Source organism: Mucilaginibacter sp. 21P (genome assembly GCF_019331605.1).
In the GTDB taxonomy this organism is placed as follows: domain Bacteria; phylum Bacteroidota; class Bacteroidia; order Sphingobacteriales; family Sphingobacteriaceae; genus Mucilaginibacter; species Mucilaginibacter achroorhodeus.
The window spans coordinates 1,538,553-1,559,490 of the sequence record NZ_CP063061.1; the positions used below are offsets into that span (position 1 = coordinate 1,538,553).

At 46.2% G+C, this 20,938-nt stretch carries 26 protein-coding genes; 19 read left to right on the forward strand and 7 right to left on the reverse strand.

The genetic code is table 11. The annotated features are described in order from the left end of the window. The 11 genes from INP83_RS06880 to INP83_RS06930 are packed head-to-tail and all read left to right on the forward strand — an operon-like array spanning position 1 to position 8,914. Entirely contained in the window at positions 1-306 is a 306-nt protein-coding gene (locus INP83_RS06880; RefSeq protein ID WP_219126833.1) for a DUF4133 domain-containing protein, read from the forward strand. Further along, positions 293-2,752, forward strand: coding sequence for a TraG family conjugative transposon ATPase (locus tag INP83_RS06885; protein WP_219126834.1), 2,460 nt, complete (start codon positions 293-295; stop codon positions 2,750-2,752). Before INP83_RS06880 ends, INP83_RS06885 begins: the two co-directional genes overlap by 14 nt. Then, the gene (locus INP83_RS06890) at positions 2,749-3,054 is read left to right on the forward strand and encodes a hypothetical protein (RefSeq protein ID WP_219126835.1); all 306 of its coding nucleotides are present in this window, start codon (positions 2,749-2,751) and stop codon (positions 3,052-3,054) included. Before INP83_RS06885 ends, INP83_RS06890 begins: the two co-directional genes overlap by 4 nt. After that, positions 3,051-3,710: a conjugal transfer protein TraI gene (locus INP83_RS06895; protein WP_219126836.1), complete on the forward strand. Its 660-nt coding sequence runs from the start codon at positions 3,051-3,053 to the stop codon at positions 3,708-3,710. The genes INP83_RS06890 and INP83_RS06895 overlap by 4 nt, the downstream gene beginning before the upstream one ends. Next, positions 3,697-4,386, forward strand: coding sequence for a hypothetical protein (locus tag INP83_RS06900; protein WP_219126837.1), 690 nt, complete (start codon positions 3,697-3,699; stop codon positions 4,384-4,386). The genes INP83_RS06895 and INP83_RS06900 overlap by 14 nt, the downstream gene beginning before the upstream one ends. A 22-nt stretch (positions 4,387-4,408) precedes the next feature. Next, a complete protein-coding gene (locus INP83_RS06905; protein WP_255563308.1) occupies positions 4,409-5,014 on the forward strand; it encodes a TerB family tellurite resistance protein in 606 nt (201 codons plus the stop codon). A gap of 13 nt (positions 5,015-5,027) precedes the next feature. Continuing rightward, positions 5,028-6,236: a conjugative transposon protein TraJ gene (gene traJ, locus INP83_RS06910; protein ID WP_219126838.1), complete on the forward strand. Its 1,209-nt coding sequence runs from the start codon at positions 5,028-5,030 to the stop codon at positions 6,234-6,236. Positions 6,237-6,241: 5 nt separating this feature from the next. Continuing rightward, positions 6,242-6,859 carry a conjugative transposon protein TraK gene (traK, locus tag INP83_RS06915; protein ID WP_219126839.1) on the forward strand — a complete coding sequence of 206 codons (618 nt, stop codon included), beginning with the start codon at positions 6,242-6,244 and terminating at the stop codon, positions 6,857-6,859. Beyond that, positions 6,856-7,083 carry a hypothetical protein gene (locus INP83_RS06920; RefSeq protein WP_219126840.1) on the forward strand — a complete coding sequence of 76 codons (228 nt, stop codon included), beginning with the start codon at positions 6,856-6,858 and terminating at the stop codon, positions 7,081-7,083. The genes traK and INP83_RS06920 overlap by 4 nt, the downstream gene beginning before the upstream one ends. Before the next feature lie 5 nt (positions 7,084-7,088). Continuing rightward, complete coding sequence (traM, locus tag INP83_RS06925; protein WP_219126841.1) at positions 7,089-8,114, forward strand: conjugative transposon protein TraM; 1,026 nt, start codon at positions 7,089-7,091, stop codon at positions 8,112-8,114. 35 nt (positions 8,115-8,149) lie between these two features. Further along, positions 8,150-8,914 (forward strand): hypothetical protein, encoded by a 765-nt coding sequence (locus tag INP83_RS06930; protein ID WP_219126842.1) that lies wholly within the window; start codon positions 8,150-8,152, stop codon positions 8,912-8,914. Between the two features lie 47 nt (positions 8,915-8,961). On the opposite strand, the gene INP83_RS06935 is transcribed toward INP83_RS06930, so the two are convergent. Both INP83_RS06935 and INP83_RS06940 read right to left on the reverse strand, forming a co-directional pair. Next, the gene (locus INP83_RS06935) at positions 8,962-10,005 is read right to left on the reverse strand and encodes a macro domain-containing protein (RefSeq protein ID WP_255563271.1); all 1,044 of its coding nucleotides are present in this window, start codon (positions 10,003-10,005) and stop codon (positions 8,962-8,964) included. Between the two features lie 3 nt (positions 10,006-10,008). After that, positions 10,009-10,644 carry a DUF4433 domain-containing protein gene (locus tag INP83_RS06940; RefSeq protein ID WP_219126843.1) on the reverse strand — a complete coding sequence of 212 codons (636 nt, stop codon included), beginning with the start codon at positions 10,642-10,644 and terminating at the stop codon, positions 10,009-10,011. Between the two features lie 417 nt (positions 10,645-11,061). Here INP83_RS06940 and INP83_RS06945 point away from each other — a divergent pair, with 417 nt between their 5' ends. From INP83_RS06945 to INP83_RS06980, 8 genes are all read left to right on the forward strand, one after another. Then, positions 11,062-12,600 (forward strand): SulP family inorganic anion transporter, encoded by a 1,539-nt coding sequence (locus tag INP83_RS06945; RefSeq protein ID WP_219126844.1) that lies wholly within the window; start codon positions 11,062-11,064, stop codon positions 12,598-12,600. 237 nt (positions 12,601-12,837) lie between these two features. After that, on the forward strand, positions 12,838-13,059 hold the full coding sequence (locus INP83_RS06950; RefSeq protein ID WP_219126845.1) for a helix-turn-helix domain-containing protein: 222 nt from the start codon (positions 12,838-12,840) through the stop codon (positions 13,057-13,059). 249 nt (positions 13,060-13,308) lie between these two features. Then, positions 13,309-14,283 (forward strand): DMT family transporter, encoded by a 975-nt coding sequence (locus INP83_RS06955; protein WP_219126846.1) that lies wholly within the window; start codon positions 13,309-13,311, stop codon positions 14,281-14,283. After that, positions 14,276-14,656 carry a YidH family protein gene (locus INP83_RS06960; RefSeq protein WP_219126847.1) on the forward strand — a complete coding sequence of 127 codons (381 nt, stop codon included), beginning with the start codon at positions 14,276-14,278 and terminating at the stop codon, positions 14,654-14,656. Before INP83_RS06955 ends, INP83_RS06960 begins: the two co-directional genes overlap by 8 nt. 139 nt (positions 14,657-14,795) lie before the next feature. Then, entirely contained in the window at positions 14,796-15,053 is a 258-nt protein-coding gene (locus tag INP83_RS06965; RefSeq protein WP_219126848.1) for a hypothetical protein, read from the forward strand. A 98-nt stretch (positions 15,054-15,151) separates the two neighbouring features. Continuing rightward, a complete protein-coding gene (locus tag INP83_RS06970; RefSeq protein ID WP_219126849.1) occupies positions 15,152-16,120 on the forward strand; it encodes a YihY/virulence factor BrkB family protein in 969 nt (322 codons plus the stop codon). A gap of 40 nt (positions 16,121-16,160) precedes the next feature. Continuing rightward, entirely contained in the window at positions 16,161-16,724 is a 564-nt protein-coding gene (locus tag INP83_RS06975; protein ID WP_219126850.1) for a Crp/Fnr family transcriptional regulator, read from the forward strand. Positions 16,725-16,774: 50 nt separating this feature from the next. Beyond that, positions 16,775-17,437: a hypothetical protein gene (locus tag INP83_RS06980; RefSeq protein WP_219126851.1), complete on the forward strand. Its 663-nt coding sequence runs from the start codon at positions 16,775-16,777 to the stop codon at positions 17,435-17,437. A 250-nt stretch (positions 17,438-17,687) separates the two neighbouring features. Here the strand turns inward: INP83_RS06980 and INP83_RS06985 are convergent, their stop codons facing one another. From INP83_RS06985 to INP83_RS07000, 5 genes are all read right to left on the reverse strand, one after another. Then, positions 17,688-18,197, reverse strand: a complete 510-nt coding sequence (locus INP83_RS06985) for a hypothetical protein (protein ID WP_219126852.1) — start codon at positions 18,195-18,197, stop codon at positions 17,688-17,690. Positions 18,198-18,381: 184 nt separating this feature from the next. Continuing rightward, a complete protein-coding gene (locus INP83_RS06990; protein ID WP_255563272.1) occupies positions 18,382-19,011 on the reverse strand; it encodes an alpha/beta fold hydrolase in 630 nt (209 codons plus the stop codon). Continuing rightward, a complete protein-coding gene (locus tag INP83_RS21160) occupies positions 18,984-19,310 on the reverse strand; it encodes an alpha/beta fold hydrolase (protein WP_255563273.1) in 327 nt (108 codons plus the stop codon). Before INP83_RS21160 ends, INP83_RS06990 begins: the two co-directional genes overlap by 28 nt. 1 nt (position 19,311) lies before the next feature. Continuing rightward, entirely contained in the window at positions 19,312-20,217 is a 906-nt protein-coding gene (locus INP83_RS06995) for an NmrA family NAD(P)-binding protein (protein WP_219126853.1), read from the reverse strand. 74 nt (positions 20,218-20,291) lie between these two features. Beyond that, entirely contained in the window at positions 20,292-20,852 is a 561-nt protein-coding gene (locus tag INP83_RS07000; RefSeq protein ID WP_219126854.1) for a Crp/Fnr family transcriptional regulator, read from the reverse strand. Positions 20,853-20,938: the final 86 nt, after the last annotated feature.

Consider the following 20,938-nt stretch of genomic DNA (forward strand, 5'->3'; position numbering starts at 1 on the left):
ATGTATCAGATCAATAAAGGTATTAACCGGCCTATCGAGTTCAAGGGACTCAAGGCCCAGTATATCTGGTATCTGGGTGGCGGTTTGGTTTCGCTGCTTGTGCTGTTCGCCATCTTGTACCTGGTCGGTTGCCCGGTCTACGGATGCGTGCTGATCATCGGCGCATTGGGCAGCGCGCTCTTTTACCAGGTCTTTAAACTGAGCCACCGTTATGGTGAGCATGGGCTGATGAAACGTGGCGCCAAACGCTACCTGCCCGACTATCTCAAATTTCAAACAAGGAGGTTATTCTATGAAAAGCGCTGAACAAGTATTTCCGATCTATAAGGTCGAACATGATACCTTGCTCTCCATGCAGGGGGAACTGACGGTCGCTTTCGAGGTGGTCCTGCCGGAACTGTTCACGATGTCCCATGATGAATATACGGCCTTTCACCAAGCCTGGGTAAAAGCGATCAAAATGCTGCCTAAAAACAGCGTGTTCCACAAACAGGACTGGTTCGTTACGGCGAAATACGAAGCTGATTTTACAGGCCGGACCTTCCTGAGCCATGCCAGTGAACGTTTTTTCAACGAGCGGCCGTACCTGGCGCATCATTGCCTGGTGATGCTGACCAAACGCCCAGAGAACTATAAACCGGTCATCACAGCGACCAGCAGCCTGCTTCGCAAGCACATTACACCGAACGAGGCCACCTCAACAGAACTGTTCAGGGATTTTATGGATAGCGCCGGGCAGTTCAAAAGGGTGCTGAAAGACAGCGGCCTGGTCAAGGTAAAGCGGCTGACCGACAGTGATCTCGCCGGAACGCTGGTTAGTCCAGGTATCCTGGAGCAGTATTGTTTCCTGATCAGCAAAGACGCAGAGCCGGTCTTAAAGGATATCCATCTGAAAGACGAACTGCGGATCGGCGACCAATATTGCCAGCTCTACACACTGGCCGAAGCCGCCCACCTGCCTGCCTTATGCGGGCCGAGGATCAGCTATGACCCCTACAGTACGGACAAAACGAAATTCAGTACCGGCTTTGCCAGCCCGGTAGGTGCGCTGCTCAATTGCAACCACATCTATAATCAGTACCTGTTCATTGAGGATGCAGCGAAGACCATCAAAAAACTGGAAGCCAAGAAACTTCGGCTGCAATCATTATCGGCCTATTCCCGTGAGAATGCGATCGGCAGGGATGCGACCCAGGACTTTCTGAACGAGGCGATCAGCCAGCAAAGGCTGCCGGTGAAAGCGCATTTCAATATTCTGGCCTGGGCGGATGACAAAACTGACCTGAAAGAGGTCAGGAATAAGGTCAGTTCCGCACTGGCCCAACTGGACGCCCAGCCTAAGCAGGAAACAGATGGTGCTCCGCAGATCTGGTGGGCAGGGTTGCCCGGTAACGCGGGCAACTTCCCGATGAACGATACTTTCGACACCTTCGCAGAACAGGCCTGCTGCTTCTTTAACCTGGAAACCAATTACCGAAGCAGCCTGTCACCCTGCGGCATCCGCCTGGGTGAACGCATCTCGGGGAAACCGCTTCACGTTGACCTGAGCGATGAGCCCATGAAGCACGGCATTACGACCAACCGGAATAAATTCATCCTGGGGCCGTCAGGCAGCGGTAAAAGTTTTTTCACTAATCACCTGTTGCGCAGCTATTTCGAACAAGGTGCACATATCGTCCTGGTCGATGTAGGACATAGCTATGAAGGTTTATGCGAGTTCCTAGACGGTTATTACTTTACTTACTCCGAAAAGAAGCCGATCAGCTTTAATCCATTTTATGTGGCGGAAGGTGACGCGCTGGATACCGAGAAAAGGGAGAGCATCAAAGCTATGATCCTGGCGCTTTGGAAAAAAGAAGATGAAGGGGTGCAACGTTCCGAATATATTGCCATATCGGATGCCCTGTTCCATTACTATGCGTCAGATCCGGCGTTTCCCTGTTTCAATTCCTTTTACGAGTTTTTAAAAGGAACTTTCTATGGGACGATGAAGCAAAGTAAAGTCAAGGACCAGCATTTTGATATTGATAATTTGCTGTTCGTACTCAGGCCATATTACAAGGGCGGGGAGTACGATTATCTGCTCAACGCTACTGAAAATCTTGATCTGCTGAATCGGCGATTCATCGTTTTTGAATTGGATACCATCAAAGATCATCCGATCCTTTTTCCGGTCGTAACCCTCATTATCATGGAGACGTTCGTCAGCAAGATGCGCAAACTTCCAAAAGATGTCAGAAAGATCATTTTGATCGAAGAGGCCTGGAAAGCCATTGCCCGGGAGGGAATGGCTGAGTATATCAAGTACCTGTTCAAGACCGTCCGTAAATACTTTGGTGAGGCGATCGTGGTCACCCAGGATATCGAGGACATCATCAGTTCACCGGTGGTCAAACAAGCGATCATCAATAACAGTGACTGTAAGATCCTGCTGGACCAGCGTAAGTACCAGAATGACTTCCCGAAGATCCAGCAACTTTTGGGTATAACAGATAAGGAAACTGCGCTGATCATGAGCATGAACCGGGCGAACGATGAACGCTACAATTACAAAGAGGTCTTCATCAGCCTGAATGGCCAGTTGTCCAAGGTCTACCGGACGGAGGTCAGCCGGGAAGAGTACTGGACCTACACTACAGAAAGTTCAGAAAAAGCCAGGGTCAAAAAATACCAGGCCAAATACGGCGATATCCGCAAAGCGATCGCAGTTATTGTCCAGGAAGAAAAGCAAACCAAAAACGAAGCGGTATGAAAAAGTCAATCATGATCCTGGTCGCGGCCACACTTTTCGCCGCTTGCCAGACCAAACCAAATTATAACGGCGTCTATGTTGCTCACCTAAAAGGTCAATACTCCATAGCTGATGATACGTTGATCGTAAAAGATGATATAGTCACCAGGCGTACCGGGTTCAGGAAGATCAGAAGCGGGATATTAAAAAGTAAGGAGTACAGTGCAAAGGTCTTTAGGCTGAACTCATTGGATGCTCCCTTGATCCAATTTGGAAATGGCCAATTAACATTTGGAACAACCATTTATAGAAAATTGCCATGAAAAAGCTGAAAATCCTATTAGTAGCCGTCCTGCTTGGTGGTAGTCTGAACAGCCAGGCCCAGGTCCAAATCGTGACCTCGATGGTCAAAAGGGTGATCAAGGCCATCGACCTGAAGGTACAACGCATGCAAAATAAAACGATATGGCTGCAAAATGCGCAGAAAACGCTGGAAAATGAATTGTCCAGGTTTCGGCTGACCGAGATATCCGGCTGGTCCGAAAAGCAGGAAAAACTGTATGGTGATTACTATGACGAACTGCTTAAGGTAAAATCCACCATCGCCTATTATCAGCGGATCAGGGATCTGGCCGGGAAGCAGGTCGCAATAGTCGGCGAGTATCAGCGGGCCTGGAAACTGTTCCGGTCAGATGGCCACTTTAAGCCCGGTGAATTAGTAGAGATGGAGCGTGTCTATGTTGGTATCCTCGACGCGGCGATGAAGAACCTTGATCAGATCATGCTGGTGATCAATCCCGGCAAAACGCAGATGACCGACCAGCAGCGACTGGAAATGATCAACCAGGCGGGCGACCAGCTGGACGAAAACTACAGTGACCTCAGGCAATACAATAACCAGAACTTAATCCTGACGCTGCATCGCAGCAAGGACCTGAATGAACTACAAACCCTAAAAAACTATTATGGACTGCATTGAAGCAACATGGAAAAAGGCGAAAGCCCTGCGTAAACGCAGCCGGCAATTACTCGCCTTTGCGGTCTTTACCGCCGCCTTGAGCCATACAGAGGCCTACGGCCAGACCTTCTCCGAATGGTTCAAGCAAAAGAAAACGCAAAAGCAATACCTTTTGCAGCAGATCAGCGCACTGATGACCTACCGGCGATTTGCCTCAGATGGCTACCAGATCGCTAAAGGAGGCTTGGGTTCCATTGGTCGTTATGTTGGCCAGGAATATGACCTGCACAGTGATCATTATCAAAGGTTAAAGACGGTTAACACCGCTATAAAAAGCGACCCGCAGGTCAAAACGATACTGTCCAGGCAGCATGATATCCTGGCACTGACCAGCCAGGCGAAAGTGCAGAACGGGTTAACACCTAACGAAAGCAGTTATATCAAAAAGGTATGCGCTGCTTTGATCGAAGACTGTGATGGGTTGTTGAATGACCTGCAAACTGTGGTTAACGATAATAAAGTGACCATGAGTGACGAAGAGCGGCTGCGCCAGATCGGAAGGATCTGCCGGTCCATGCAGGACAATTACCGGTTTGCCCAATCTTTTAACGATCAGCTAAAACTATATATGCTGCAAAAGGATCAGCAACAAAAGGATGTTAACACAATAAAGCAATGGTATGGAAAAGTTGATTAAGGTCTTTCGCATCGCTGTGCTTATGGGCGTGCCATTATTCGTTTCAATTTCTGCATCTGCTCAGGACCAGGAATTACAGCAACTGATGCTGAATATTGAAAAGCTGACCCAGTTCAAAGCGATTTTGTCTGACATGAAGACCGGTTTCCAGATCTACCAGCAGGGTTATGGTGCCATTTCCAATTTATCGAAAGGGAATTTTAACCTGCATAATCTGTACCTGACCGGCCTGATGGCGGTCAGTCCGGCAGTGCGGAACAATCCAAGGATCCGGCAGATCCTCGATCAGCAAAGTGATCTGCTGAATGAATACCAGCGCTACCGATCCTTGTTCCGGCAAAGCGGCAGCTTCAACGCCAATGAGCTTCAATATATCAGCAAGGTGTTTGACCAGTTGGTCAGGCAAAGTAATGAGAATATCGATGACCTGGCCAGTGTCACTACTTCGAACAAACTGCGGATGTCGGATGACGACCGGCTCCGGGCGATCGACCGCATCTACACCGGCAGTACTGAACAGTTACAATTCCTGCGCTGGTTTAACCGGAAGGCTGTCCTGCTGAGCCTGCAACGCAGTAAGGAATTACAGCAAACGCAGACGCTTAGGCGGCTGTACGGCATTGACTAAATCCTAAAAGATCATGAACAAGAAACTTTTATTCAGCGCTTTGATCGTGCTGACAGGGACAGTTTTTCCCTTATTTTCCAGAGCGGACGGGCTGGCGAACGATGTCCACGGCCTCCAAGGCGTATTGGACCAGGTCTATGATGACATGCTGCCAATGTGCAGCCAGTTGATCGGCGTAGCCAGGGGGATCGCTGGTTTTGGAGCCCTTTGGTATATCGCAGCCCGTATCTGGCGGCATTTGGCGAATGCAGAGCCGGTCGATTTTTATCCTTTGCTCCGCCCGTTCGGGCTCGGGCTGGCTATCCTGCTTTTCCCGACGGTCATCGAGGTAATTAATGGGGTGATGAAGCCGACGGTGACCGCGACCAGCGGGATGGTACAGAACTCCGATGCGGCGATCAGCAAGCTGCTTGAGGAAAAAGAAGCCGCCATTAAGAAAACCGATACATGGCAAATGTATGTCGGCGACGACGGCGAAGGCGATCGTAGTAAGTGGTATAAGTACACCCATCCGAATGATCCAAATGGAGAAAATGATGGAATGCTGTCAGGTTTAGGGAATGATGTTAAGTTCGCCATGGATAAAGCCAGCTACAAATTCCGCAACAGCGTCAAGCAGTGGATGAGCGAGGTATTGCAGGTGGTCTATGAGGCCGCGGCGCTTTGCATCAATACCATCCGCACCTTTTACCTCGTGATCCTGGCGATACTTGGCCCGATCGTCTTTGGCCTCGCCGTCTTCGATGGCTTCCAGCATACGCTGACCGCCTGGCTGGCCAAGTATCTCAATGTATTTCTCTGGCTCCCCGTCGCCAACATATTTGGATCCATCATCGGAAAGGTTCAGGAAAATATGCTGAAACTGGACATCCAGCAGGTAAACGGTGCAGGCGATACCTTTTTCAGTTCCACAGATACCGCTTACCTGATCTTCCTGCTCATTGGTATTGTCGGCTATTTCACGGTGCCTGCGGTGGCCGGTTACATTGTCAATCCCGGAGGCAACAACGGCTTACTCCATAAGATCACCAGGCTGACCGCGATCAGTGTCAACAATGTCAGCACGGCTGCATCGCAGGGTGGCAGTGCGCTCGGCAGCCGTTTGAGCGACGGCGCAACGAACGTCATCAATACGCCTGGCTATATCAAAGGAGGCTATCAGTCCGCAAGCACCGGCAATTCGCACCAGGCAGAAAAGATCAATGGAAACCCTAAAAATTAAAGATCATGTTTACCCATCTCAGAAATATCGAAAGCGCATTCCAGCAAAACAAAAAGATCGTGGCCCTGGTGATCCTGACCAGCGCATGTATATCGGTCGCAGCGATCTGGTTCGCCTTCAGCGCCTATCAAAAGGCCAGCAGCCACGTCTATGTGCTGGCGAACGGTAAAGTGTTGGAAGCTGTCTCCGCCGACCGGAAAGACAATATCCCGGTAGAGGCACGCGACCACATCAAAATGTTCCACCATTACTTTTTTACCCTCGATCCGGATGAAAAGGTTATTGAAGGGAACATTAGCAAAGCCTTATACCTGGCAGACGAAAGCGCCCGCAACCAGTACAATGACCTGAAAGAGAAAAGCTATTATAATAACCTCATTTCCGGTAATATCAGTCAGCAGATCGATGTGGATAGTGTCCGGCTGGACATGAACACCTATCCGTATTATTTTAAATGCTACGCCACGGAGAAACTGGTCAGGGCGACGTCTACCATCCACAAAGTACTGGTCACGCAAGGCTACCTGCGCAATGTCAGCCGCTCGGACAATAACCCGCATGGATTCCTGATCGAACGCTGGGAAACGCTTGCCAACCGGGACACCACGATCAGCAAGCCATGATACGGGAGCTCATTCATCGACTCAACAACTGGTACAACTCGCGTGGCAGTTGGACACAGATGGGGGTGTTGTTCGGCTTTTGCGTAACCTTTCTGATCACGCTTTGGCTGGCGATCACCTGTATCCGCTTTGATGCAAAACAATTTGACACGAAAATTCCGGTGAGCATCGGCAAGGCTTCCGGCCCGGCGATGATTCACCCGGAACCAAAAAACAATAAATAACTATTATGGAAAAGCAACGAAAATTCTACCTGGTATTACCACTATTGGTCGTACCATTTCTGACCATGGCCTTTTGGGCGCTTGGCGGAGGTAAAGACAGCGGACAGCGAGCAGTAGTCGCCAAGGGACTGGATACGAACCTGCCTGCAGCGCAATTCAACGATAAAAATAAGACGGACAAGATGGCGATCTATCAGGCCGCAGGGCGGGATTCCTCACAGGATGGCATCAGCCCGGCTTTCTTAAAGCAGATGGGGCTTGATAAAAACACGGTTACCCTGACAGATTCCGGCGCAAGTGCAGACGACCAGGCTACGAAACTTCAAAGCAAACTGGCAGCCCTCAACCGGCAGATCAACCAACCGGAGGTAAAAAGTGAGCAGGAAGATGATGATGAGCCGGAACCTGCTCAGGTCAAACATCTGAAGAAGATGATGCGGAAACTCGATCGCGAAAGTGTCGGCGGCAACGATCCGGAGATGAAGCAGCTTGATCAAATGCTCGATAAGATCCAGGCGATGCAAAATCCAAGTCCTGCTAAGGCAGCACTTCCCAAAACAAACAGTGAAAAGCCGTTTCGGGCGATCCCAGCGGTCATTGATGGCAAGCAAAAGATCGCAAATGGAGCTGCCGTCAAAATGAAGCTAACGGACAGCATGCGGATCAAAGGACAATTGTTGCCCCAGGGTCAGATCGTATTTGGATCCGCACAGATCGCTAATCAGCGATTGTTTATCACTATCCGGAATATCCGACTTGATACCCAGATCATCCCGGTGGACATGACGGTTTTCAGCGAAGATGGAATGCCGGGTATACCAGCCCCTGAAGCAGTATTGAACGGCGTTGCTACCGAAAATGCAGATCAGACCCTGCAAAGCATGCAGATCATGAGCATGGACCAGTCACTGGCTGCCCAGGCAGCTGCCGGGGGTATCAATGCCGCCAAGGACCTTTTCAGTAAGAAGGTCAAAAAGATCAAAGTGAAGCTAACGGACAAATACCCGGTGCTGATCAAGATCAACAGATAACAACCTAACGAAGATGTGCTATTAAATTAAAGATCATGAATACACAAAATGCAGAATTCCTAAAGAAGACCTTACTGAACCTGGGGTTTGGTGAGAAATTGAATGATGAGCTGGACAAAAAGATGGACGGAAAATTGCCGGAGTTCCAGCTGACTACTCAAAATGAGTATAACGGAAAGCAGGTTGACTACAAGCTTCATTTCAAAGCCGGTGACAACAATGACATGTACTTTTTTAATAAGTACGATGCATCCGTCAAGCCTGAAAACAGCGAGGCCTTGAAACAGACCTTTTACATCAATAAAGGGAATGGCGTAACCGCTAAAGAAGCTTTCAACCTGATGGAAGGCCGCGCCGTACATAAGCAGCTTTATAGCCAGGAAGGTGAAAAGTACCACGCCTGGATCAAACTGGACAAGGAAAATCTGACGGAAGGCGGTAACATGAAGATCCGTTCCTGGAATGACAATTATGGTTTTAAACCGGAAGAAGTGCTGGTCGGTAAAGGAATTAAAGAAATGACCACTGACCAGGGCCGTGACAACCTGCTCAGGTCATTAAAAAAGGGAAATGCGCAGCAGATCACCGTTGAGCGGGATGGCAAGGAAAATAAGTATTTCATTTCTGCGAACCCGCAATTTAAAACCATAGACCTATACGATCACCAGATGAAAAAGATCAAGCGGGAAGAATTGCTCAAACCGGAAAATTCCAACAGTAAAACCCAAAAACAAAGCACGCAGCAAAAGGAGGAGCTGCCGGGAAAAAAGCATAATAAAAAAAGGAGTCAGAGCGTATAATAATAAAGGGGGCATACGCCCCCTTTATTATTGATAAATGTCTTATATCAGGCTGACGGCAATGAACTTTTATGTCGCTGTAGATGGTCATATGCCCTCGCGATACTTTCTTTTTTGAAAAGCTCACGCTTGCGTTCTGTCCATAAGTTCGTAGCTACTTCCTCTACGGTGTAATTAGGATGCTCTGCCAGCAAAAATGCGACAGAAGCTAATATTTCCAGGGAAAGTTCAGAAGTAAAGTTTTGCAGGAAATAAAGCAGGCTTTGAAGGCGGTCTTGTTCTTCCTTTGGCATTTGCTGTACAAAGCGGTTAACTTCATCCCATGTTTCGTAATTCAACTTGAGGGGTTCAAAAGGCTTTGCCTCGCCCTGTTCCAAACCTTTCAGATAAACACCATTCAAGTGATATAGAACCTTTTCAACGCCTACCGCATAGGGGCCGTAGTGATGCGCCTTAAAATCAAGTTTCAGATCTTGTCCCATGCGCTGAAGGAAATAAGCAAGTTTATTAGCTGCGAATAGACTACTGTACTCTCCAAAGCTCTCGAATGCGAATAGGCAATAAAGTAAGGCGGCTCGTGAAGAAGTAAGGTGCGGTTTCTTTTTAGGCTCCTGTTTTTGTAATATTGCCTTTATCGCGGCGTTAGGTTCGAAGATCTGTATGTCTGCAGGGAGGTCTTCCAGTGCCTTTATGATCATTGGTTTAACCTTACTCCAATCAAGCCCTCCATTTCCCGCACCTAAGGGTGGTATAGCTATACTCTTGATCTGATCATTAACAATTAGCTCGCGCAGCGCTTTTAAACCTGTTTCAATATATTCATATTCGGAAGGTTGGCGCCAATGAGTTTTAGTGGGAAAATTGATAATGAGTTTATTACCATATAACAAGTTGGAGTCATGTACCGCCAATAATTTGCCCGGCACAAGTTCATGTCTTTTACAAGCGGCCACGTATACCTTATTGTTGTGGGCAAAAGCCTCCTTGAATTGCAAAGCGATACCTTTACCCATGACACCTACGGTATTAACAGTATTGACCAGTGCTTCCGCATCAGCCCTTAATAAGTCTCCAGTTACAAAGTTGATCATGATCTAAAAAAAGTATTCGGGTATAACATTGACTTTTATCATTTTTCCGGCGCTGTTAACTTGTTGCTGTGTCCAAGCCGCCATTTTTTCAGAACATACACATATCGACTCAAAAAACTCTGAGGGCACCACATCTTTAACCAAAAATTCTGCCTGATATCTTCTTGGCCGGTCATAGTCGTCTGATTTGGCGAACCGACTGTTTTGAATGCATTCCCAATCGATCTTGTCAAGCTGCCTGAGGCTGCTATAGTGATTGCTTTCGCCATCATTTGCCTGGCCGTCGGTGAAAAACCATTTTGGTTGTGTGGCAAGTTCCTCGATCAGACACCGGATCACAACAATTTCTTCACGAGCCCGCTTTGGCATCCTTGGTGCATAATAACCAGTAATGATATTGTACAACATGATCGAATGTGGTGTCAGGTAAAAAGGGACATAGTCACCAACATTACCATAATCAGCTAATCTGACCGGCGTAGTAGCACGTACATCAATGATTTCCGGATTTCCAATACCAATAAATGCAGGATCTGCGCTTTCGTGATTTTTGGTTACCAGCCCATGCACCAATATATGTGCAAGATTGTCCCGATGCGTGATCCGGTAACAAAATTTTTCATGGGCATTGATCGGCATGCAGGAGACAGGTATAATATTTGCAAAATAACACAATTATTTCAATACCTAATGTAAGCGTATGTGGCTGGTGAAGCGTGTCTCTTGATAGGCAACTCCACTTAAGTCTTCTTTAGCACGAGAAGCATGCGAAGAAAAATAGTGGATTTAAGCGATTATAGTAAAGAAGTCAACTTGTCACAGTTTCTTAAAAGTTTAAGTTTCCTAATCAATCGGAAATGGTTACTTTCGCAACTGTAATGAAACAAGCTATTTACGATAGTCCGCTTACACCACCCTGAATTACCTCCTATAATTCTATCTGCTCACCCATATCATGGGTGATGATTTACCGCTATTTTATTATTGATCGCACGAGCTTTTCATGTATCTCCTATCAGATGCTGAATATGTCTTTGCTTAATTAATTTTTTTTCCATGCCAAGTTTCAACTGGTCTTTATTCGACTTTTCACAAAAAATAAATTATAAAAATGAGATCCTGGCCGGCCTAACTGTGGCCATGACCATGATGCCCGAGTCATTGTCATTCGCCATATTAGCTGGTTTTCCTCCGTTGGTCGGATTGTATGCAGCATTCACAATGGGACTGGTCACCTCCATATTTGGCGGCAGGCCTGGACTGGTCTCTGGTGGTGCCGGCGCAACAGTGGTTGTACTGATCGCACTCATGCGATCAAATGGTCTTGAATATGTATTTGCAGCTGTAGCCCTGGCCGGAGTGATCCAGGTGCTTGTTGGTCTGTTCAAATTGGGTAAGTTCATTCGGCTGGTGCCCCAGCCGGTCATGTATGGGTTCGTGAATGGCCTTGCTGTGATCATCTTTATGGCTCAACTTGAGCAGTTCAAGACGGTGGTGAACGGACACGAGGTCTGGTTGTCCGGTACGCCGTTGTATGTTATGGGCGGTTTGGTGGCCCTGACCATCGGGATCGTGGTCTTATTTCCAAAGCTTACCAAAGCCGTACCACCATCGCTGGTCGCGATCATTGTCGTTTTCCTGGTGGTTTTGGGATTTGGTATCAGCACGAAAACGGTTAGGGACATCGCTGCTGTGAGCGGTGGATTTCCACCGTTCCACATCCCACAGGTGCCATTTGAGATCGATACGCTGAGGATCATCTTTCCATATTCCCTGATCATGGCCTGCGTGGGCCTGACAGAAGGCTTGCTAACCCTTAATCTGGTTGATGAGATGACTGGTACGCGGGGCAACAGTAACCGTGAAGCGCTGGCGCAGGGCGGTGCTAATTTTCTGAATGGATTTTTCTACGGTATGGGCGGTTGTCCTATGATCGCCCAGACGCTGGTCAATCTCTCCGCAGGGGCCAGGGCAAGGCTATCCGGTATCGTGGCTGCATTAACTATATTGGTGATCATCTTGTTCGGTGCACCGATCATCGAACGTGTACCAATGGCGGCATTAACAGGTGTAATGATCATGGTGGCCGTAGGTACGTTTGAATGGATAAGCTTCCGCATCATCAATAAAATGCCCAAGCAGGATGTGTTCGTTGGAATTCTGGTGGCGGTCATTACGGTTTGGCTGCACAACCTCGCGCTGGCTGTGTTGATAGGGGTAATTATTTCAGCTTTGGTGTTTGCATGGGAAAGCGCCAAAAGGATCAGGGCAAAAAAGTATATAGACGCTGCAGGCGTAAAGCACTATGAGATCTATGGCCCGCTGTTCTTTGGTTCAGTGACCGCCTTTAATGAGAAGTTCGATCCGGCTAATGACCCAATAGAAGTAGTGATCGATTTCAGAGAAAGCCGGGTTGCAGATATGTCGGCAATCGAAGCTTTGAACAAATTAACAGAGCGTTACCGCAAGGCCGATAAAAAATTGCATTTAAGACATCTCAGCGAGGATTGCCGGATATTGTTACAAAATGCTGATGATGTTATCGATGTCAATATTTTGGATGATCCGACCTATCAAGTAGCAGGTGACCGGTAATAATGTGTAAGATAAAGATCGGGATCGATTTTGATTAGCTGAAGCTGTTTTCCGGAGCATTTTGAATGTATATATCTTCCGGTCTAAACAGCTTTAAAAATCAATTTGATCGCATTTTAACCGCTCTGCGATCGTAAAATACGGCATCCTTATTGTAGCAAGAATAGTTGCTGAACTGGGTTCCCGCGCCCCTCAGTTGACATCAAAGCCGGCATCACCGATCACCCATGGAAGCAGATGAATAGAAGATATACAAAACAAAGTTCAGCGATCGTCGCAAACATCAGAGCGATACGTATCAAAAAGGAATTGTCACAAATTCAGGTAGCTTCAAAATTAGAGATCTCACAGAATGCTTACAGTAAACTGGAATTGGGATATTGCAAGCTACGTGTCGATCAGTTGATCTGTATATCAGAAATACTTGATGTGCCGGTGCAGATGCTCATAGATATATGATGAGAACTGGGTTGCGCTAAATTTAGTTACTGATCAGCATTTTTTTATGTCCTGTAAGTCTAACAGAAGTTACGTCTGTGTGAACGGCTCCGAATCAGGTGAGGTACTGTAACAGCGATCGGTTGACTTTTAAAGATCTAATATGTTACTTTGTGCATTGAATAGGCAATGCCTGTTCATTGTGATAAGGTTTAGGTTGACGCCCCGTTGCAGCGAGTGCAAACGGGGCGTTATTTTTGATGTAAACCCGTGATCGAAACCAATCTGTTGCTGAACAGTTATCTGATCATGGCAGGAAGTAAAACTTCAGGAATAACGTATATCCAGCTATTTGCCGGAATGGCATTGTTTGGAAGCGCAACTCCCCTAAGCGGCCTTGTCACCAAGTCTTTTCCCGTTTTTATTGCTGGTGGATCCCGTGTACTGCTCGCCTTTTTGGTTATTTGGCCGTTTATCGATTTAAAAAATATCAGCAATTATAAAGGTAGGGACCGCTGGCTTTTGTTCGGGATCGCGCTTTTTGGAACACTGGGTTTTACTGCTTTCATGTTGTATGGTATGAAATTGGTGAGTGGTGTGACCGGCAGCGTGGTGATGAGCACAACACCTGCTGTAACGGCCATTGCTTCCGTTGTTTTTTTTAAAGATACTATCACATGGAAAAAACTGCTGGCGTTGTCATTAGCTATCGGCGGAGTGGTCTTGTTACAGATCTTTCGAACGGATCAAAACAATGCTGATGTTCAGCATCCCTGGCTGGGCATGCTGCTGATCTTTGCCGCTGTATGCTGTGAAGTAAGTTATACATTGATGGGTAAGGCACTGACCAAAAACTATCCTCCCGAAGAGGTGGCGGGGCTTTCGGCTATGATAGCCTTTATTTTGTTCATACCACTTGGTATATGGCAATTTCCAAAGTTCGAGACCGGTGAATTGAAGCTTGAGAACTGGCTTAGCCTTGGGGCATATGGTTTGATCACGATGGGGCTGGGTTCGGTGCTCTGGTATAAAGGCATTAGTAAGGTAGAGGGAAGTGTGGCTGCATCCTTTATGGGCGTAATGCCAGTTAGTGCATTAGCCCTATCTTACATGCTACTACATGAGCGCTTTCAATGGATACATCTCGCCGGGTTCTCCTTGGTCTTCTGTGGTGTACTACTGATGATCAGCGTGCATAAAGCTATGGCCAGGCAGATGGAAAAAGGAGAAGGCAAGCATGGATGACAACACTCACAAAGGGAGCGTCAGTGATCATCTGGCTAACGAGCGTACTTTCCTTGCGTGGGTCAGAACGAGCATCGCCCTGATGGGTTTCGGTTTCGTGGTCGTTAAGTTTTCCTTGTTCGTCCGGCAGTTGTCCATAGCGGTCACAGGACATTCGGTTACACCAGTAACAGGTTTCTCCGGAGTGATCGGTTTCTGTTTAGTCGCTATAGGAGCCCTGGCAGCTTTGATCGGTTATCTGAGATACCGGCAGGTGGAAAAGCATTTATTGAAAGCAGATTTCAAGCCGCATTCGACGTTATTACTCATATTGACGATCTTCGTGATCGCAGGCAGCATGCTGTTACTATATTATTTGCTTCCGAATCTATGACCCAGCTTTTTGACATATCCCTTTAACTCATTTCTACCAGGACATGAAACGATCCTGTATGATCTGTTAAAAAAATTTAATAGAACGAAAAATCATGGCGGCATTTCAAACATATAGGTTGTGGGATCGTTAGGTTTTAATGGAAACATTCGCAGCCAAAGTAATAGAACTCTTAAGGGAGAAGTGTAGTCATGCAGATCAGTTGAGTACTTTCATGGGTCAACCGGTCTTTTCGGTTCCAGCCAAAGGGGTGAGTGAATTAGCAGCTCTGCAAACGGAGATCAAGGATCTGATCGACACTCACTTTCCCGACCGTGAAGAGGACGTTATGATCACGATCAGAAGAGAAGGAATGGAAGATAGCGGATTTAGAGTTTGGAAAACAAAACATTCCTGATACCCGAAGGAAAGTATAGCAATAAGCATTAAACTAACAACGGGCATCTCTTTCGAACAGGATCTTCATCGACATTCACCATCTAAACCGATATTATTATGGCTTTAAAGGATTACTTTACCAAAAAAGCGTTTAAAAATGGAGCCACGATCATGAAAGCCGCTTTCAAGGGCTTTAGTGATGATATGGCGATGAAATACAGCGCCTCATTAGCTTATTATACTATTTTTTCTCTGGCACCATTACTCCTGCTGACCATTTCTATTGTAGGTTTAGCGCTTGGTAAAGATGCGATCCAGGGAAAACTATTTTATGAGATCAATGGCCTGGTCGGTAAAGAAGCTGCCGAGCAGATCCAGGAGATGATCAAAAACCTGCAAACCAGCGGAAAGTCGACGATCTCGGTGATCATCGGTGCGGTAACACTGGTCATCGGAGCAACAACGGTTTTCGGAGAGATCCAGGAGTCGATCAATCTCATCTGGCAGGTCAGGCCCAAACCGAAGGTCGGCTGGATCAAATTACTCAAGAACCGGCTCTTATCCGGTTCGATCATCATTGCGATCGGTTTTCTGTTACTGGTTTCCCTGGTCATCAATGGCGCATTGCTTGCCGTCAGCGACTATTTAAAACATTTCCTGCCAGATTTCACCGTAACGCTTTTCAATATCATAAATGCATTGATCAGTTTCGCAGTAATTACGGTTTTGTTCGGTGTGATATTTAAAGTTTTACCCGATGCTAAAGTAAGCTGGCGGGATGTTCGTTCCGGAGCGTTATTTACGGCCGTGCTGTTCATGATCGGCCGTATCGTGATCGGCATCTATATTGAAAAGAGCAGTACAAGTTCTACCTACGGTGCAGCGGGATCGTTGATCATCATCTTACTTTGGGTATACTACACCGCTGCGATACTATACTTCGGAGCGGAATTTACACGTGCATATGCAGACTTTTACGGCGTAAAGATCGAACCGGCGGAATTCGCTGTTCACATCGAGTTTAAAGAAGCGGAAGAGAATGTGAAAACAGTACCACCGAAACATGATATCGGCAAAAGTAGTTAGCGGGCTTCGTGTTTTCCATTAAACCCAAGATATGAGATCAATGACACGGTTACCTGAATTTGCTGATTCCCTCTCACCGCTGGATGACCCATCCAGAGAAGCGCTGAAAGCAGCGATCCGAACCATGCACTTTGACAAGGGCGACTATTTATTGGAATCGGGACGGGTCTGCAAATACATTTATTTTATTGAGGAGGGATTGGCTAAAACCTCTTTTCATAATGGTGAAAAAGAATTTATCATGCGGTTCTTTCCAGAGCATTCCATATTCACGGTGCTGGACAGCTATGTGCAGCGGACACCTTCAACTTATAACATCATCGCGCTGGAGCCAGTGACGGTTAGCTTTATTTTTAGAGCAGATATGGATGATTTGTGTGCCAGGCATCATAGCATCGAAAGATTCCTGCGTTCGCTCGTGTCGTTAGCTTCGATCAATATGATGAAAAGGATCAGTGAAATGCTGGAAGAAGATGGCAAACAGCGCTATGAACGTTTCATCTTCGAACAGGGCAAGCTATTAAAGCGGATCAGCCTGGCCGACCTGGCGGCCTACCTCGGCATCACACAAGTTTCGCTAAGCCGGATCCGGGCCATCCGGTAGTTTTTATCATATGATAAATAATTGCCGGTAACTAATCGGCAGGTTTGCGTATGCAAACATCAAAAAAAAGTCAACAGCTCAGCCTGGTTATCGCAATTCTGTGCTGTATAGTATTACCCTTGATCGGTTATATTAAGATCGGGTTGCCACCGGTGATCATTGTCGGTGGGTCAGCAATCCTCGCATTTTTTCTTTGGTATTTCACTTATTTGAAACATCCCGTTGAACCGGAGGTCATTCTGCCACTTTTCATTTTCACGGTCGCCGGCCTGCAGACCCATATCATTGAAGAATATCTGAGCGGTTTTGGGCCTGCAATGAGCAGGCTCTTCGATATTCCCTGGAGTGAAAGAAGTTTTCTGATGGTCTTTGCTTTGGTAGGGCCTACCATCTACACACTGACCACATGGGGCTTATATAAAAAGCTTCCGCTTGCTGGCTTTGTAGCGTGTTTCATCTTTATCGGCCCCGGTGTCGCGGAGTTTACACACTTCATTTTTCCGCTCATCAGTCCTCGGTTGGAGCCGGACAACGTCAATTCGATCAGCCGCGAAATAAAGGGCGTACAGATCAACAGCATGCCGAACTATTATTACAAGACGACACACAGCTATTACTTCGCCGGGATGTATACGGCCATTTTGCCGATGGTACCGGGTATTTATGCGATCCGGCGTTTGATCAGGGTGCGTCAAACAGATAAGCGTAATTGATCGTCGCAAAAATCAGCAAGTCCAGATCCACTGCTGTAGTTTTTTACTAACAGAGCGTTAACGGTATCGCTCTAATGAAGATGATAAGATCGCTTCATATTAAAAATAGCTGTTCCCTGAATTACCTCATACTTCCAACCTAGTCTTTTGAAGCGCGCTCAGAGTCACAAATAAGTTAAGGTATTAACCCTTTCATCCGCTTCGGTTGATGAATTTTAAGGTGAATATTGATTGAAATGGTCATGATCGACTATTTGCAATAGGTTGCCTCGAAGCGCCCTTTAACATCAATGTTGTTCTCGGTGTTTATGATATTAACATAGCCAGAAACCTTGTCATTAGTTATGCTGGTTATCGTAATTGATGATTGCGCATTAGCATATAAAATACCTGTTGTACCGGTCTGATCAGCGGGATCGTTGACCAGGATGTATGTATCACCATTTGAGAATGTCCCCACTTTTTTTGGTACGGTCAGTCGCATGGCAAATTCATTCACTTTCGAACTGCAATTTTTGGAACTGTTGTCAGATACATATATTGCAAATAGGTCATCAGGGCGATAATTATTCATGCTAAAATTGGTATAACGCTCCAAACTGACCTTGGCGGTAAATGCCTTGCTGTATAGTGTTCCGGTTATAGCAGGAGGAATGGATTCGACGGGCGCCGGCTGGTCTTTCTTTTTACAGCCCAATAAAAAAATGAATAAGGCAAGGACAAATAAGCAGCGTTTATATAGTAGGGAATGCAATTTCATCTGATGGTTCGTTTTAAAATGAAGGTAAACCGGTAACAGGGTTTTAGCGACTTTTGTTTGATCTTCTATATCCTCACCAAATGATTCATAATGTAAAACTGGGTCACCGTAAAGCCCTCCAAGATTTCTAAAAAGCTTAAGGCTGAGGATCAATCTTTCCAGTGATGATTAGCATATATCCATTTTATTCATCACCAAGTTTTATTTTTTTTAAAAACACCATGATCGCCTCATTTACACCAGACGGATCTTCTTCAAACATGTAGTGTCCGGTATTTTTTAAATTCACCAATTCATAATTTTCTGCTAAGGCTGGTAAAGCGTACTGGTAAAAGCCGGAAGAAACATTGCTGGCTATTCCTAAAACTGGCATCTGGAGCTTCGAATAATTTTTGGCGTCTTCAATATCCTGGCTAAAAGCTTGGTACCAGGCGTTAGAAGCACGTATACGTTTCGGCTGATCGTAAACTGATGCATATATATCCTTTTCGAAATCAGTCATTTTAGAACTGTCCACCATTACGTAATCAAAAAGCCAGTCGAGCAGGTATCGGTAACGCCCTTCGAGCAATTTTTCAGGTAACGCTTTGACCTGATTAAAGCTCATCCACCAAGTATATGGCTGCTGAAGATCTATCTTTTCATTAAAGGTTCCCGCAGGTGGAAAAAGTTTCATTTGCATCATGCCTTCATTGGGATGAAGGCCGTCAGCAAGGATCAGTCGTTCTACAACTTCCGGGTAGTTGTGCGCCAGGCTGGCTGCCACCATGCCGCCTATGTCATGACCTAACACGTATGCCTTATTGATGTCCAAGTTACCATCAATTCGTACACATCAGCAGCCATCGTTCTTTTATCATAGCCTGACGGTGGTGTTGCTGAACTGCCCATACCTCTAATGTCTACGACGATGACCCTGAAATGATCAGACAAAGGCACAGCTAAAGAACGATAAGAATACCATGTTTGCGGCCAACCAGGCAGACATAACACAACGGGTCCATTACCCCCGCTGTCTACGAAATGTAATTGCGTGCCATTCACACCTACTATATGACTTGTAAAGTTCGGCCAATGCTTAACCAATTCTTCGTCAGTAAATTTCTTTTCCATGTTATGCTTTTTTGTTGTTGATTCCTTTAAGTGTCGTTTCTGCAGTTTGCCATATTAACCCGGCATACCTGTCATTATCCAAGGCGTTGTGATGCGCAGTAAACATGCTGTAGAGATATTGCATCTGCTGCCATTGCGGGTATAACTGTTTTTCTCCTTCTGGATCTCCTGCGCGTATTATTTTGATATATGCCGAGAATTGCTCCAGCGTGCCCTGTTCATTAAGTTCAAAAGCCTCCCCAAAGATGCTTTCGGCGAGTATTGCCAGTTTGGTCGGGGCAATTTGAAAGCTTGCGATACGTAAGAATCTTGGTGCATTACCATCTAATGCTGCACACGCAGTAAAGGCGGCCGTATCTTCTACAGTGGTGAAGTCGATCTGCCAATCAGCTTTGCCGGAATAGTAAGTTATTGATTTTGACTTCGTATCCAGTAGCGGGATACCATATTGTAGAACATAGGCAAAAGCTCCGTTTAGTATAGAGGTAGCACGGATGTTACCGGCTTCAAGAATGGCCTGGAACTCCCTGCGAAGGTCAAAATTCCTGTTTTCGCCCGTTTGTATTTTGGTGAAATCTGTACAGAAGTCCGATGGGATAAATCGGGGAACGCCTGCCTTGATAGCGGCATGCAGCAAATGGCTTTGTGCCATTATAATTACATCGCTAAGGCCCGCAAGTACCGATACGACACATGATACGCCATTACAGGCTGCAATTAACTGTTTTTCGTCGTCAAATTGAACTGTGATAACCTCCACGCCGGACTCGCGCAATTCAACTACCTTTTCCGAACTGCTTTCTTCCCGCACAATGGCACGCACCCGTGCTCCTTTAATGCGCAGTGATCTGCATATTTTGCCACCTAAATCACCGGTAGCTCCAGCAACTAAAATAAGATCCTCCATAGTTTTAAAGTATTTGTCCAGCAAAACTATGAGGATATCAACCCATTCGACCTACCATTTGGTAGAATACGCATTTAGCGCAGATTTTTCCGAATGCGGCTCAAGGCATTTGGGGTTATGCCGAGATAGGAGGCCATCTGTTTGACGGATATCAGCTGCATGAAGCCCGGCTTTTTTAAAAATTCGAGATAGCGCTCTTCAACGGTCATGGTTTGGAAACGTATGATTTCATCGATCATACGAATTGCCATACCTTCCCACATTTTGCGGCCAAATTCCTGCCAGGCAGGAATTTTTTTGTAAAGCAGTTCCATATCTTTTTTACTGATACAGTATAATTCTGAATGCTCGACCGCCTCAATATTGAATCTGGTTGGTCTTTCCGGACTCAAACTGGAGATCTCTGTGAAAAATTCTCCAGGTTGTACGATCCAAGCGGTAAGTTCATGGTCCTCGTCATAGTAAAAGCGTAGACCCCCGCTTTTCAAAAAATAGTATAACGTCGCTGTTTGCCCGCGTTTGAGCAGCAGATCTCCTTTGTCCAATGCTTTGGGTCTAAAAAAACTGATGACGGATGTAAGATCCTCTTCGGTCAAGTTGACCCTTGAGATCAAGAATTTTTTTAAGTCTTGCATGAAAAGCCTGAACCTCTAAAATAGGGATAAAATTTTTTTTACGGTATTAAAACAAAGCGGTCTTAGAATGTCGTAAAGTGACCAAT

What these genes read in the sequence shown, in the direction of transcription:
- INP83_RS06880 (WP_219126833.1), top strand. Translation starts at nt 1, where the DNA reads ATGTATCAGATCAATAAAGGTATTAACCGGCCTATCGAGTTCAAGGGA.
- INP83_RS06885 (WP_219126834.1), top strand. Translation starts at nt 293, where the DNA reads ATGAAAAGCGCTGAACAAGTATTTCCGATCTATAAGGTCGAACATGAT.
- INP83_RS06890 (WP_219126835.1), top strand. Translation starts at nt 2,749, where the DNA reads ATGAAAAAGTCAATCATGATCCTGGTCGCGGCCACACTTTTCGCCGCT.
- INP83_RS06895 (WP_219126836.1), top strand. Translation starts at nt 3,051, where the DNA reads ATGAAAAAGCTGAAAATCCTATTAGTAGCCGTCCTGCTTGGTGGTAGT.
- INP83_RS06900 (WP_219126837.1), top strand. Translation starts at nt 3,697, where the DNA reads ATGGACTGCATTGAAGCAACATGGAAAAAGGCGAAAGCCCTGCGTAAA.
- INP83_RS06905 (WP_255563308.1), top strand. Translation starts at nt 4,409, where the DNA reads ATGGGCGTGCCATTATTCGTTTCAATTTCTGCATCTGCTCAGGACCAG.
- traJ (WP_219126838.1), top strand. Translation starts at nt 5,028, where the DNA reads ATGAACAAGAAACTTTTATTCAGCGCTTTGATCGTGCTGACAGGGACA.
- traK (WP_219126839.1), top strand. Translation starts at nt 6,242, where the DNA reads ATGTTTACCCATCTCAGAAATATCGAAAGCGCATTCCAGCAAAACAAA.
- INP83_RS06920 (WP_219126840.1), top strand. Translation starts at nt 6,856, where the DNA reads ATGATACGGGAGCTCATTCATCGACTCAACAACTGGTACAACTCGCGT.
- traM (WP_219126841.1), top strand. Translation starts at nt 7,089, where the DNA reads ATGGAAAAGCAACGAAAATTCTACCTGGTATTACCACTATTGGTCGTA.
- INP83_RS06930 (WP_219126842.1), top strand. Translation starts at nt 8,150, where the DNA reads ATGAATACACAAAATGCAGAATTCCTAAAGAAGACCTTACTGAACCTG.
- INP83_RS06935 (WP_255563271.1), bottom strand. Translation starts at nt 10,005, where the DNA reads ATGATCAACTTTGTAACTGGAGACTTATTAAGGGCTGATGCGGAAGCA.
- INP83_RS06940 (WP_219126843.1), bottom strand. Translation starts at nt 10,644, where the DNA reads ATGCCGATCAATGCCCATGAAAAATTTTGTTACCGGATCACGCATCGG.
- INP83_RS06945 (WP_219126844.1), top strand. Translation starts at nt 11,062, where the DNA reads ATGCCAAGTTTCAACTGGTCTTTATTCGACTTTTCACAAAAAATAAAT.
- INP83_RS06950 (WP_219126845.1), top strand. Translation starts at nt 12,838, where the DNA reads ATGAATAGAAGATATACAAAACAAAGTTCAGCGATCGTCGCAAACATC.
- INP83_RS06960 (WP_219126847.1), top strand. Translation starts at nt 14,276, where the DNA reads ATGGATGACAACACTCACAAAGGGAGCGTCAGTGATCATCTGGCTAAC.
- INP83_RS06965 (WP_219126848.1), top strand. Translation starts at nt 14,796, where the DNA reads ATGGAAACATTCGCAGCCAAAGTAATAGAACTCTTAAGGGAGAAGTGT.
- INP83_RS06970 (WP_219126849.1), top strand. Translation starts at nt 15,152, where the DNA reads ATGGCTTTAAAGGATTACTTTACCAAAAAAGCGTTTAAAAATGGAGCC.
- INP83_RS06975 (WP_219126850.1), top strand. Translation starts at nt 16,161, where the DNA reads ATGACACGGTTACCTGAATTTGCTGATTCCCTCTCACCGCTGGATGAC.
- INP83_RS06980 (WP_219126851.1), top strand. Translation starts at nt 16,775, where the DNA reads ATGCAAACATCAAAAAAAAGTCAACAGCTCAGCCTGGTTATCGCAATT.
- INP83_RS06985 (WP_219126852.1), bottom strand. Translation starts at nt 18,197, where the DNA reads ATGAAATTGCATTCCCTACTATATAAACGCTGCTTATTTGTCCTTGCC.
- INP83_RS21160 (WP_255563273.1), bottom strand. Translation starts at nt 19,310, where the DNA reads ATGGAAAAGAAATTTACTGACGAAGAATTGGTTAAGCATTGGCCGAAC.
- INP83_RS06995 (WP_219126853.1), bottom strand. Translation starts at nt 20,217, where the DNA reads ATGGAGGATCTTATTTTAGTTGCTGGAGCTACCGGTGATTTAGGTGGC.
- INP83_RS07000 (WP_219126854.1), bottom strand. Translation starts at nt 20,852, where the DNA reads ATGCAAGACTTAAAAAAATTCTTGATCTCAAGGGTCAACTTGACCGAA.